Source organism: Legionella longbeachae, assembly GCF_004283175.1.
Lineage (GTDB): Bacteria > Pseudomonadota > Gammaproteobacteria > Legionellales > Legionellaceae > Legionella > Legionella longbeachae.
In genome coordinates this window covers 22,092-35,267 of the sequence record NZ_RXNW01000024.1, presented here as the reverse complement: position 1 = coordinate 35,267, position 13,176 = coordinate 22,092, and the positions used below count along the sequence as shown (strand labels likewise).

Here is a 13,176-nt window from a genome sequence, read left to right as displayed (position 1 = left end):
AATCGTAGTGCAACTTGTTCTATACTTAGCCCTTCTTCGGATCTTATTTTTAATACTTTTTGCCGAAAATCTAATGAGTAGGTCATAAATAATTGATTATAATCAATTTATTATACGTTGGCTATACGTGGTAGTGATATACTTACGACAGTAAGTGTAGATAATCTTCTAGAAGTAACAGCAAATGAGTTGAATGCAACTACGGCTCTAAATCCTTCAGTTCCCAAATACAAACCCGATGGATGTGGTGTAATTCTGCTGTTTCATACTCCAGACCATCAAATACATGGGCTTGGGGGCTTAAGAAATAATCCAGCCCTAAAAGACAAATTGACCTCTGATGGAGCGTTATTTCCAGAGCAAGTCAATACTACAATTGGCGGTAAGCTATCTGATCCAAATAAATCGCTCCATGAATCAATCATGAGTGCTATAAAATATAAAATGTTTTATGAGAACATGTTCTCTGAAACCCCACAGATATATCTAGCCCAAAAGGTTATCAAATCATTAATCGACGCGATTGATGCTCCAGAAGGATGGTCAAATAATTTCTGTGTTCATACTGACTCCTGGGACAATAAGGATGGTTCTACTGGAACTATGTGCTTTATCACAGCGATAAAACATGTCAATTGTACCTATGAAGATTTAGAGAAGATAAAGATGGCTCTTGCAACTATTATGGATTATAAGAAATCTCAAGGTGAGGCTGAGCGCAATATATCAGATTTTAATTTTTATCCTTTTCTTGCAACCATGAGAAATGCGACTAACGAATATCTCATTACGCGTTCCGAGGTTGAAAAAGCAGAAATTGCTTATTTACATAACGCGCGAGTAACTTTCAATGATTTATGTTTGGAGGCATTTAGAGTCCATAATAGTTATACCCAATTTAATGGTTCTGTTGATTTAACTCTTGACATCGAAAGCCCTGCTCTTTCGCCTGCATTGTAACTTTTCTATAACTGTGAAAGTGAGCGTTATAAATTTTTAAAATAACGCTGACTTAAATCACTCATTAGTAATGACTTGTATAAGTTTTTTATTGCCTAAGGTTCTTGTTTTATTATTTTAGATGGGTGCAAAAATTTCATAGAAAAATTGAAAAATCACTAATATCTATTGACATTTATCCTTATATTACCTAATAACAAAAAAAGATGATTTTTTTTATAATAAGCACTACTCTTATTGAACATTTTTTTAAGATTTATTGCGTAAGTGAAGGAGAAATTATGGGGTTTTCAAGCCGTTATGTAGCGCATATTCCTGACGCGCAAGGGTTTGTCAATTATTCTGCAGAAGAAAACAGGATTTGGAAAACTTTATTTGAACGGCAAGTGAAATTATTACCTGGAAGAGCTTGTGATGAGTTTATAAGCGGATTAAAAACTTTAGGTATTAATTCTGATGCCATACCACAGATTCCAGCTTTAAGTCGATGCCTTAAAGCTGAGACAGGTTGGCAAGTATCTGCTGTAGCTGCCTTAATTTCTGCCCGGGAATTTTTTGAATTATTAGCCACAAAACATTTTCCAGTAGCTACTTTTATACGTAGTGAAGAAGAGTTGGACTATGTAAAGGAGCCTGATGTATTTCATGAAGTTTTTGGTCATTGCCCTATGTTGACAGATAAAGTTTATGCTGAATTTGTTTATGATTATGCGCGTAAAGTTTTAACTTTTCCTGAATCCGATTGGGCCTTATTGCAACGGATGTTTTGGTTCACCGTTGAATTTGGTTTAATTAAAACCCAAAAAGGATTAAGGGCTTATGGTGGTGGTATACTTTCATCAATTAGTGAAATAGTTTACAGCGTAGAAAGTGATATTCCTCTTAGAGTGATTTTTGAACCAATACCTGCATTTCGTATGCCTTACCGTATCGATATGCTCCAACCAATTTATTTTGTCATTAATGATTATCAAACTTTGTACGATTTTGTTTTGTCTAATATAAAGGGTCTTTTAGCACGAACTCGAGAGTTAGGTGAGTTTCCACCTTTATTCGCAGTGGATCCGGATAATCCTAATATTCATATCAGAGCGTGTTAATATATCCTAATATAATGGTGTGAAGTAAATATTGTAAAGAACAGCCAGTCTTGTTAACATCGAGCTACCTAGTTTGTTCATTGGCTGTTTCAAGTCAAGGAGCATTATTTGATTAAAGTATTAATTGTTGATGACCATGCATTGGTTCGAATGGGTATTCGACGATTACTCGAAGATATGTCAGATGTTGAAGTTGTTGCTGATGCAGAAAGTGGTGAACAAGCTTTAGTATTAGTAAAGCAATATTCCCCTGACGTAGTTCTTTTAGATATGAAAATGCCTGGGATAGATGGCTGGGAAGTAACCCGTCGTCTAAAAAAATCAAATCCACATGTTAAAGTCATAGCGGTAACTGCAATGTGTTCTGATGTATTGCCCACCCGTGTTTTGCAATTAGGGGCTATGGGATATCTCACTAAAGAATCGGGTGCTGAAGAAATGGCCGCTGCGATACGTAAGGTAGCTAAAGGGGAAAAATACCTTAGTGCTGAAATTGCTCAAAAAATGGCAATCAACAGTTTGGAAGAAGCTCAAGGCTCACCTTTTAATATATTATCTGAACGAGAAATGCAGGTAATGTTGATGATTACCAGTGGCATGAATGTTCAGGAAATCAGCGATAGGCTTTTCTTGAGTACTAAAACAATCAATGGATATCGTTATCGTACGTTTGAGAAATTAGGTATAAAAAATGATGTTGAGCTGACCTACTTAGCTTTGAAACATGGAATCATAGAAAATCCTACTGGTTTGACGTCAGAAGAATAGCAAGTTGCTACGCCAAGAGCTTACTGTTGTAAGTCTTCAGTTTTTCATGTCAAAAACGTGGATAATTCTTTTTATCGCCCAAGCTATAATCTGTGCTCCATAAAAATGCTGCTATTATTATCACTATGAATATTTCTAAAGAATTGGCATTATTCCTTGCTAAACTTCCTAATGAACCGGGCATCTATCGTATGTTGGATGAATCTGGTGCTGTGCTGTATGTGGGCAAAGCTGCTAATTTGAAAAAAAGGGTCACGAGTTATTTTAACAAGCAAAAAACAGGGATTAAAACACGCTCTTTAGTAACTCAAATTGCCTCTATTGAAATTTCAGTTACTCGAAGTGAGACAGAGGCATTACTTTTAGAAAGTAATCTAATTAAAACATTAAAACCTAAATACAATGTTTTATTACGCGATGATAAATCTTATCCTTATATCCATCTTTCTAATCATCCTCAATTCCCTCGAATAGAGAGTTATCGTTCGAAAAAAAAACCAGTTTCTGGAGATTTCTTTGGTCCTTATCCTAGTAGTGGAACAGTAAAAGAAACTATAGTAACCATTCAAAAAGTATTTAAAATTCGTAATTGTCGTGACAGTTATTTTAATGCGCGCTCACGGCCTTGTTTGCAGTATCAAATTAAGCGTTGTACCGCCCCCTGTGTTAATTACATTTCTCCAGAGGATTATAAGCGTTCAGTACAAGATGCCATGCGTTTTTTACAAGGCAAGTGCCAATTAATTCTCGATGAATTGGCAAAGCGAATGGATAAAGCAGTCAGCGAGTTGAATTTTGAAGAAGCGGCTCTTTTGCGAGATCAGATTAAGTGCTTACGATTAGTGCAAGAGCAACAAGGAATTTTACAATTACAAGGGGATGCGGACGCCATTGCTATTGAAGTGAATCCGGGGTTCGCTTGTGTGCAGTGTGTGACCATTCGAGATGGTCAAATACTATCCAGTCGTAGTTATTTTCCATCTTTGCCACAATATGGATTAGATGAGGAACTCAGCATGGAAACTCTATGGCAGCAAATTTTCAGTGCTTTCATTGGTTTTTATTACTTAGATGCTTCGGAGAAAATTCCAGCGTTAATTATTACAAATCACCCTGTTGATAATCAAAAGACACTGCAAGAAGCTTTATCGCAGCAACGCGGTAAATCATGTAAGCTTCAAGTCAATCCCCGTGGCGTTAAATTACGGTGGATGGATTTTGCATTGAATAATTTACGTGTATCTGTGGCTGAATATATCACGAAACATTCTACAATGAGATCTCGGTTTCAAGAGTTAGAGAAGTTTTTAGGGCTTAAAGAACCAATTGAACGAATGGAATGTTTTGATATAAGTCATACACTTGGAGAGGCGACGGTGGCATCTTGTGTTGTATTTGAACAAGAAGGACCTTGCCCTAATCTATATAGGCGTTTTAATATTGATGGCATCACACCAGGTGATGATTATGCTGCTATGGAGCAGGCAATTACTCGTCGTTTTAAACGTTTAGTAGAAACTCAATCTTTACCTGATGTACTCATTATTGATGGAGGTAAGGGGCAAGTAGCTGTTGCTCAAAAAGCACTTTTATCTTTAAACATATCTTCTGTAATTTTACTGGGTATCGCAAAAGGGCCATCACGAAAAGCGGGATGGGAAAAGTTAATTTTAGTGCATGACTCCCTGGAATTGAGCTTGCCTGATGATTCTAGGGCATTGCATTTGTTGCAACATATCCGTGATGAAGCCCATCGTTTTGCGATTACTGCTCATCGCAAAAAAAGACAGAAAAAACAGATGGATTCCGTTCTTGAAGATATAGAAGGAGTGGGTAGGAAACGCAGACAAGCATTATTACATCGTTTTGGAGGTATTCGTGAACTTGCTAAAGCTCCATTAGAAGAAATTGCTAAAGTGCAGGGTATTAATGAGCATTTGGCAAAGCGTATTTTTCAATTTTTTCATGGCGAAAACATGTTAATGTAATAAGGCAAGATCAATATGATCTGCCTTTGATCACAAAGGTTTATTTGTGATTATCAATTCCAGTCTTAACGAATAGAGGATGAGAATATTATTTATAACCCTAGCAAAATTTCTAGTATTCGTACTACACTTAGGTTAGATATGCTCGAATAATAATTAGAACAAAATTGTATTTAAGCACAGATCTTGCAGGTAAAAAAAATAAAAAGTAAGGTGAGGGGGGCATATGTATAAAATACTTTCCATTGCATTAATGATGCTCATGGGTGCTGTAGTAAATGCCGCTAATTTTTATGGCACAGGATTATGTGGTTATCCTCAATATGACTGTATTAAAGTAGAGTCAGGACAAAGTTGGGAAACTTTATTTCCTGATCCTGCCCAGCGTGATATTGTACAAAGGGTTAATCGTACTTATAACCCTCTATGGGCTGGTAAGGTTATTGCAGTACCAAAAAACCTTGCGTATCTTACTGTTTTTGATGTTTCTCCTTTCCCGCTCAAGATACCCAATGAGCACCAAAAGCTAATTGTTGTAGATCAAGATAAATTAGCTTATGCCGCTTATGATGCTGAAGGTAACTTGTTGAAATGGGGTCCTATATCATCTGGAAGAGACAGATGTCCTGATGCGAATCGTTCTTGCCGTACTTTAACAGGTATTTATCGTGTCTTTAGTAAAGAAAATGAGAAATGTACATCTGATGTGTTTCCAATCGGTAAAGGTGGAGCCAAGATGCCTTTTTGCATGTTCTTTCATAAAGGCTTTGCATTACATGGTTCTGAAGACATACCAGGAGTCAGAGCAAGCCATGGTTGCGTGAGAATGTTTACTGCTGATGCTAAATGGTTAAATCAAAATTTTGTTGAATTATCCAGTGAACGTAATAATTTCATGGGTACAACAATAATCGTCCGTCCAATAAGTGATAGTGAGTGAGAAAAATGATGAATACAATAAAAAAATTCACTTCGATTTCATTGATTATTTTCTTAGGGCTGTTATCAACTCAACTTGATGCGGCTACTAAATCCAAAAAAAATAAAGAGGATGGTGCACAAGTAAAATCCGCAAAAGAGGAAACTCGATTTCCAATAGGCTGCAGGCCAGTTGGTTATAAGGAAAGTTTAAAAATATTGAGCCTTTATCCCGGAAAAGAAGGGGCGTTGCAATCTTTATATTTCTTCTTTAACAAATTGCCACAGACTGTGAGTTTATATCAAATGCGTGATGAGGACAGTGAATATTCAACACGCGTGAATCACTCTATTGGCGGTAACCAATGGGCAGTTTTAGCAACTGGGGAACCTTTAGTCAAATTTATTTGTACTTTAGGAGATGGTAAAACTTCCTATGGAAAAATTTTAGATTGTGCTGACACGATTAAAGTGTGTGAGTATGTTAATGTCAAATTTGGTCTAAATAATAAAGGTAATTATTGGATCGTAGATGGCGCTACCAGAAATGAGGCAGTTAATGGGGTAGTGCATTATGGCATAATACCTGGGGTATAAATCTGAATCATAAAAAAAATTCAGGTTAATTTGCCGTGTTAAGAGGGAGAATTTTCATGAAATCGCTAGTACCTTGGGTATGTTTGATTGTTGCATCAGCCGGCCAACAAGCTTTTGCTGATGATTTCAGTGCTTATCGATTAGGCAACTATAATAATGCGATTGAACCTTTGATGAGTCAATCAGGAAAAAATGCTGTTGCTGATTATTATTTAGGTCGAATTTACTTGTATGGATATGGTCAACTAAAAAACAATCAGCTTGCCATACGTTATTTTACCCAATCGGCGCAAAAAGGATATTTGCCTGCTATCTTACTCATGGCCAAGTACTCTTTATTACATGATAAAAATACAGAACAGGCTTTGGGATGGTTTAAAAAAGCGGCAGATGCTGGTGATGTTGATGCCCAAATGTTTACTGCTGCGGCTTATATGTATGGAGTTGGAGTCAAGAAAAATATAGATATAGCAACCCGTTATTATATTAATGCAGCAAAAAATGGCAATTCAATTGCACAATTTACGTTAGCAAGGAATTTTATAGACAGTCGAAATGCATCAAATCGCAAATTAGGTCTTATTTGGTTGAATAAGTCAGTTGCCAATAACAATCCCCAGGCTCTTACTGAGTTAGGCAATCTTTATATCGAAGGAAAATTAGTCGATAAAGATGAAAATAAAGGGATTGAATTATTAAATCGAGCCGTATCTCAAGGTTTTGCACCCGCAATGGTTGCTTTGGGAGAACTGGCATTAGAACATAATCAAAAGGAACAAGCCCTCGAGTGGTTTAATAAAGCAAGTAAGCAGCAGAATGATCAAGCATACTTGGATTTGGCCCATATTTATTTACAACCCAAAAGCCCACTTTATGATCCTAAAACTGCTTTCATGTGGACTTTAAAAGCGGCTCAAGATGGCCTACCTCAAGCAAAGCGTGAGTTGGCCGAAATGTACCAAAAAGGAATAGGAGTTGAGGCAGATTCTAATATAGCAAAACAATGGTTGGACCAAGCCAATCAAGATGAGAGTTCAAAAAATCAAGAAGCTGCATTGGCACAAGCCGCACTATGGTTGAGTAATGGTGTTACAGATAAATTGGAGCAGACTGATTTCCAAATGCAAGGAATATTAAGTGCTTGGCAAAATCCATCTGTATTAGGTGATTTTGCTTATAATCAAGCACCGAAATTAAAGAATGTGATACGTCAATCTTTATTTAAACCTCAATTTGAATTAATTCAGCCTAATGATGTACCCATAACCAGTTTTTATGATGTACTACTTCGTAAAAATCCTGATTTTCAATCTAATCAATGGACTTATCCTTTTTATCCTTTAAACAAGCAGTTAGCTGCGGCAATAAGGGAGCATAGTCCTGTTTTTTATCAAACGAATCTACCTGTACCTTATATTGATGCAAATTATTATGATTATGATGATAACTCACAAGCGAGTATCCTTGATTTATGGACGAATGGTTGGCAAGCACAACTGAATTATATGTCTATTTTTACCAGCTTATACTCCAGGGCAATATTAGGTGATGCTCAAGCACAGTTTGAAATAGGGCAAATGTTTCAATACGGTATTGGCGTCGCTCAAAGTGATGCTTCCGCAATTATTTTTTATCAAAACGCGGCACAACAACAACACTTAGGCGCCGAGTACAATTTAGGCATGCTCTATTTGCAACATGCTAAAGATAAAAATGATTATCAGCTTGCTTTAAATGATCTAACAGATGCTGCATTTAAGGGAAATAAAAAGTCTCAATATGTTCTCGCGAGAATTCTGAGTCAGGGAATAACAGGCCAGGATGGAACAATATATATCGAGCCTAATCAAGAACAGGCAACGTCCATGTTATATCTGGCTGCTGCCAATAATTACGGTCCAGCGGAATATGAATTGGCAGATAAGTTGGCACGGCAAAATGATAATGCGTTAAGTGTCAATGTTAGGAAGCATAAAATAGCAATGATACGCCAGCTTTATCAAGGAGCTGCAGACCGCGGAGTTTCCCAGGCTTTATTACCACTTGCCTTTTATAATGCAATGGATGAGGACAAACAAAGGCAAGCTCAAGCTTTCCAGATTGCTAAGGAACAAGCGTTGGCAGGTAGTGACGACGCTGCACTCTTGTTAGGTTTACTTTATGATCGAGGTATCGGGGTAACCGCTGATCCTGGACAAGCAATTACTTGGTATCAACAATCAGGAAAAAATACCGTAAGCGATTTTATTTTGGGTACTTATGTAGCTGAAGGCAAAGGCATTGCTCAGGATACAGCAAAAGGAATGGAACAGTTACAACAATCGGTTCATGATAAATTTTCTTATGCTGATTTCAATATGGCTGTATTACAAAAACAAATGGGGGGCGAGTTTTTACCTAATTTGATCCAAGCCTATCAGCTAGGAAATAGTCATGCCGGGATTGTTTTAGCTGATTATTATTTAATAGACAATTCTGATCCTCAAAAAATGCAGGAAGCGAAACAAATTTACGCCGGTCTTGCTGAAAAAGGAGATCAGTACGCTCAATTGAAATTAGCCTATATGTTGCAGAAGGGTTTAGGCTCGGAGCCTGATTTGACTGAAGCTCAACGTTGGTATACCGCTTCAGCAGAACAAGGAAACCCTCTAGCTCAATACCTGTTAGCCCAATTATATCAACTGGGTATCAATGGTGAACCCGATTATAATTTGGCACAAGAGTGGTACCAAAAAGCAGCTACGGCATTACCCGAGGCTTTAGTCGCATTAGGTTTTATGCATGAAACTATTGATGATAATTATCCTAAGGCATTAAAAGAATATGAAAAAGCTGCTGTAAAAGGCGACGCTTTAGGCACATATGATCTTGGTTTAATGTATTTATATGGAAAAGGTATACCAGTGGATTACCAAAAGGCCAGGGACTTTTTTGCTGAGGCAGCAAATCAAGGAGTTCATGAAGCAATGAATCAATTGGGAACCATCTATTTTTATGGACTAGGGCAGGCTCGGGATACACAGCAAGCTTTAGCATGGTATAAAAAAGCAGCAGAAGCAGGAAATGCGAATGCACTTTATCAATTGGGTCTATTATCTGAAACTGGAGTTATTACCAAGCTTGATTTTAATGACGCACTCAAATATTACCAGCAATCAGCAGATAAAGGTAATGAAAAGGCCATGTTGGCTTTGGCTAGAATGTATCATTATGGTTTGGGTGTTGAAAAAGATCCTAAAATGGCAGCCAGTTTTTATCAAAAATTAGCCCTACGTCAAAATGCGTATGCCCAATATCAATTAGGAACTTATTACTTAGAAGGTACAGCAGGCGAGCGCTCAGTTTCCAAAGGCAAAGAGTTATTACAGCAAGCAAGTGATAATGGTAATTTACAAGCACGGCAAGTTTTACAGCGATTAGAGGCGCAAACTCAAGCACGGGTTAGTTTTATTGAGCCGGTGTTGATGAACAATGCACCTGTAGCTGAAGGGCAAACCGCTGATTTAATGTACCTTGAAGCACTTAATGAGTGGAATCAAGGCGATGAAGTTTTATCACGTATGATTTTACAGCGTTTAGTAACACAATATCCTAACTTTACACCGGCAAAACGCGCTTTTGATCAATTAAATCAAGCACGATTAATGAGTATTTATGGTTAGCCCCTTATTTTGTAGCAGCAAGTAGTCAGAATGTAGCATAGCGGAACTCGAAGAATTGATTAGGGGGCATAATTCGAGTTCCATTCGCTTGCGCCAAGATTATAAATCGCAACAACAAGTTGATTTTTGCAACCCCTACAACAAAGACTCAAAATATCCGTTATTAATAAAAAAATTGGTTTTAAATAGTCTCTCATGAAGGAAAATGATAATGGGCATTGATAAGACTAGGGATTTGGAATATCAAATTCGTATTTTCAAGGCTATTTATACAACGATGTATCGAGCTCAAGATAATATCCCTTTTTTTAAAACAAATTTTTTAGATAAAAAAGAGAATATGTCAGCAAAAGAATGGGAAATCGAAATAAAAAATCACTGCGAAAAGCAACCAGCAAGCAGAACAGCAAAAGCATGGCAGCTAGCAGAAGAACATTTTGATAATTGCAATACATCAAATATAGGACTACTTAATGAAATGTATGATTATGTTTGCAAGCATAAAACACATTTTGGTGTTACCTTTTTTTCTTCACTGATAGAACCAGGGCATTTGACCAAAGAAAAAATTGACGGAGCTGATTATTATAAGGATAGTGTTCTTTGGTGTATCAAATTTTGGCTTAATGTTGAAATTCATAAAATGCGGATTATGGCATCAGCCAATAGATCGTTTTCTGCAATCAGTTATGAGGAATCAGAAACGACGGCACAACTTCATTTTTGATTCATGAAACTTCAATTCAGGTTATCTCGTTCTTTGTGGATTATCTGTTTTCCCTAATACGGGAATGGACATCCATTAATAATCTCTAGGTACTGGAGGCAAAAGCCTTGTATCTATGGTTATACCACCAAGCTTACTTGTTGTTGATATATGATAATAACATTATAATAACATTATAATATGTAGCGGTGAGGAAATAACTATGTTAGCAATTCTAGAGGCAAATAAAGCAGGGCTCCTCCAGCCGAAACACTGGCTCAACAATATTATTGCTGGAGTTATTGTAGGTGTTGTTGCCTTACCTCTTGCTATGGCGTTTGCAATTGCATCGGGAACTAAACCAGAACAAGGGCTCTATACCGCGATTGTGGCTGGATTGCTTGTTTCAATTTTTGGGGGCAGCCGACTTCAAATTGCAGGACCAACGGGTGCCTTTATCGTTATTTTATCTGGTATTACAGCAAAATACGGCATTGAAGGCCTACAAATCGCAAGTATGATGGCGGGAGTCATGTTGTTATTACTTGGTCTGGCTAAGATGGGGGCCATTATTAAATTTATCCCCGATCCCGTAATCGTCGGTTTTACTGCAGGAATTGGTATTATTATCTGGGTGGGTCAATGGGGTGATTTTTTTGGACTTCCAGCTGTTACTGGAGAGCATTTTCATACCAAATTGATTCATTTAATTCAAGTACTTCCCCAGTTCCACTTAGCAACTACTTTGCTATCCATTCTTGCAATTATTTTAGTTATCTACAGTCCCAAAGTGCCGATACTAAAGCGTGTTCCCGGGCCTTTGGTGGCACTGGTAGTGACGACTTTAATTCAAATAATATTTCAATTCCAGGGAATCAAAACAATTGGTTCTGCTTTTGGCGGAATTCCTCAGGGGATACCTGCATTTGCGATCCCTTCAGTCACATGGGACAAAATCATTGAGTTGATTGGCCCTGCATTTACAATTGCGATGCTTGGTGCCATAGAGTCGCTCTTATCCGCTGTGGTTGCTGATGGTATGGCAGGTACTCGACATGATTCAAATCAAGAGCTGGTCGGTCAGGGGTTGGCAAACATTGTTGCGCCTTTGTTTGGAGGGTTTGCCGCAACAGGGGCAATTGCACGAACAGCAACTAATATTCGTAACGGCGGGACAAGCCCAATTGCGGGTATTGTTCATTCAATTACTTTAATTATTATTTTATTGATATTGGCTCCTTTGGCGGTCAATATTCCATTGGCCACATTGGCGGCCATACTTTTTGTGGTTGCTTGGAATATGAGTGAAGCGAAGCATTTTATTAAAATGCTACAACGAGCTCCCAGGGCCGATGTTGTAATTTTGTTGATTACATTTTTATTGACCGTTTTTGCCGATCTGGTGGTTGCAGTTAATATTGGTGTCATTCTAGCAACACTACAGTTTCTTCGAAGAATGGCGACTAGCGTTGAAGTTCGTCAGGCCACGGAACAGGAGTTAGTACAGGAGTTTGCACATAAAGGGTTTATCACATTACCACCTGGAGTACTGGTATTCGCTGTTGAAGGTCCTTTCTTTTTTGGGGCGGTCGAAAATTTTGAAAGGGCTTTAGCCGGAACACATACTGATCCGCAACACCTAATTATTCGGCTTAAATGGGTTCCATTTATCGATATAACCGGCCTACAAACTTTAGAGGAGGTTATTAAAGATTTACATAAGCGTGGCGTCAATGTCATGTTGTCTGGTGCTAACAATAGGGTTAGGGGCAAATTGCAAAAATCTGGAATTATCGATTTGATTGGGGAAAAAAATAATTTTCATACTTTTGATGAAGCCTTATTATTTTTAAAAGAAAGCATGCATGAATTAGGTGACGCCTCGTCTTTTCAGAAAATTGCCGTAAGCGATTTTGCTCAAAAGGTGCGGACAGATTAAGAAGAATTATTGATCATCAGTAGAGCAGGATAATGGGGTAAACCGTTAATTTCCTTCCTGGATGTTATCAGATGTGTCTACATCTTCTTCAAGGTAGCGGACTTCGTGCTTCTCAAGGTACTCTCGAATCAATTGTCTGACAACTTGAGATGGCGTCAAATCTTGGGAAGCACATAGCTTTTCAAACGCCTTTTTTTTTCGCGGATCCATTAGTACGGTAAAACGCGCTGTCTTACTTTCCACTTATTATTGCTCTCATGTTTGGAGGTAATAACATATTATAATCATATTCCAAGTGTTGTAGAAATATCACTTTTTGCTAGAAGCTGAAAACAGTTATTGGTTTATCATACAACCACTAAAAATCCATCCATTATTGGTAAACACATTCATGTTCAGCCATGAACTTTTTTTTCAGGTTTTTATCTCACTTTACTTGTACCATTTCCATAACTTTATGGGTGACGCTAGAGAAATTGCTGCATAATTGTGTTTCATTTTAAATAAATCTCTATATAGTGACTACAAAGCATGAAAT

10 protein-coding genes are annotated in these 13,176 nt (G+C 37.5%); 9 read left to right on the top strand and 1 reads right to left on the bottom strand.

Annotated features, from left to right (window positions below; all coding sequences use genetic code 11):
- Positions 1 to 117: 117 nt before the first annotated feature.
- The 9 genes from EKG34_RS17685 (at position 118) to EKG34_RS17645 (ending at position 12,638) form a co-directional block, all read left to right on the top strand.
- The gene (locus EKG34_RS17685; RefSeq protein ID WP_012979346.1) at positions 118 to 960 is read left to right on the top strand and encodes a hypothetical protein; all 843 of its coding nucleotides are present in this window, start codon (positions 118 to 120) and stop codon (positions 958 to 960) included.
- Positions 961 to 1,241: 281 nt separating this feature from the next.
- Positions 1,242 to 2,060 (top strand): phenylalanine 4-monooxygenase, encoded by an 819-nt coding sequence (gene phhA / locus EKG34_RS17680; protein ID WP_003635447.1) that lies wholly within the window; start codon positions 1,242 to 1,244, stop codon positions 2,058 to 2,060.
- A 108-nt stretch (positions 2,061 to 2,168) separates the two neighbouring features.
- Positions 2,169 to 2,828, top strand: coding sequence for a two-component system response regulator LetA (gene letA, locus EKG34_RS17675; protein ID WP_003635449.1), 660 nt, complete (start codon positions 2,169 to 2,171; stop codon positions 2,826 to 2,828).
- Between the two features lie 125 nt (positions 2,829 to 2,953).
- Positions 2,954 to 4,816 (top strand): excinuclease ABC subunit UvrC, encoded by a 1,863-nt coding sequence (uvrC, locus tag EKG34_RS17670; RefSeq protein WP_012979345.1) that lies wholly within the window; start codon positions 2,954 to 2,956, stop codon positions 4,814 to 4,816.
- A 226-nt stretch (positions 4,817 to 5,042) separates the two neighbouring features.
- Positions 5,043 to 5,756 (top strand): L,D-transpeptidase, encoded by a 714-nt coding sequence (locus tag EKG34_RS17665; protein WP_003635452.1) that lies wholly within the window; start codon positions 5,043 to 5,045, stop codon positions 5,754 to 5,756.
- An 8-nt stretch (positions 5,757 to 5,764) separates the two neighbouring features.
- Entirely contained in the window at positions 5,765 to 6,331 is a 567-nt protein-coding gene (locus EKG34_RS17660; RefSeq protein WP_172622928.1) for an endopeptidase IV, read from the top strand.
- A 56-nt stretch (positions 6,332 to 6,387) separates the two neighbouring features.
- Positions 6,388 to 9,993, top strand: coding sequence for an SEL1-like repeat protein (locus tag EKG34_RS17655; protein WP_003635457.1), 3,606 nt, complete (start codon positions 6,388 to 6,390; stop codon positions 9,991 to 9,993).
- Between the two features lie 211 nt (positions 9,994 to 10,204).
- Positions 10,205 to 10,720, top strand: coding sequence for a hypothetical protein (locus tag EKG34_RS17650; RefSeq protein WP_003635461.1), 516 nt, complete (start codon positions 10,205 to 10,207; stop codon positions 10,718 to 10,720).
- 202 nt (positions 10,721 to 10,922) lie between these two features.
- Positions 10,923 to 12,638: a SulP family inorganic anion transporter gene (locus EKG34_RS17645; RefSeq protein WP_003635462.1), complete on the top strand. Its 1,716-nt coding sequence runs from the start codon at positions 10,923 to 10,925 to the stop codon at positions 12,636 to 12,638.
- Between the two features lie 45 nt (positions 12,639 to 12,683).
- Here EKG34_RS17645 and EKG34_RS17640 read toward each other — a convergent pair whose 3' ends face one another.
- Positions 12,684 to 12,881, bottom strand: a complete 198-nt coding sequence (locus tag EKG34_RS17640) for a ribbon-helix-helix protein, CopG family (RefSeq protein WP_012979344.1) — start codon at positions 12,879 to 12,881, stop codon at positions 12,684 to 12,686.
- Positions 12,882 to 13,176: the final 295 nt, after the last annotated feature.

Bases quoted from the DNA above. Each gene is read 5' to 3' on its own strand.
- phhA (WP_003635447.1), top strand. From the start codon at position 1,242: ATGGGGTTTTCAAGCCGTTATGTAGCGCATATTCCTGACGCGCAAGGG.
- uvrC (WP_012979345.1), top strand. From the start codon at position 2,954: ATGAATATTTCTAAAGAATTGGCATTATTCCTTGCTAAACTTCCTAAT.
- EKG34_RS17665 (WP_003635452.1), top strand. From the start codon at position 5,043: ATGTATAAAATACTTTCCATTGCATTAATGATGCTCATGGGTGCTGTA.
- EKG34_RS17660 (WP_172622928.1), top strand. From the start codon at position 5,765: ATGAATACAATAAAAAAATTCACTTCGATTTCATTGATTATTTTCTTA.
- EKG34_RS17655 (WP_003635457.1), top strand. From the start codon at position 6,388: ATGAAATCGCTAGTACCTTGGGTATGTTTGATTGTTGCATCAGCCGGC.
- EKG34_RS17650 (WP_003635461.1), top strand. From the start codon at position 10,205: ATGGGCATTGATAAGACTAGGGATTTGGAATATCAAATTCGTATTTTC.
- EKG34_RS17645 (WP_003635462.1), top strand. From the start codon at position 10,923: ATGTTAGCAATTCTAGAGGCAAATAAAGCAGGGCTCCTCCAGCCGAAA.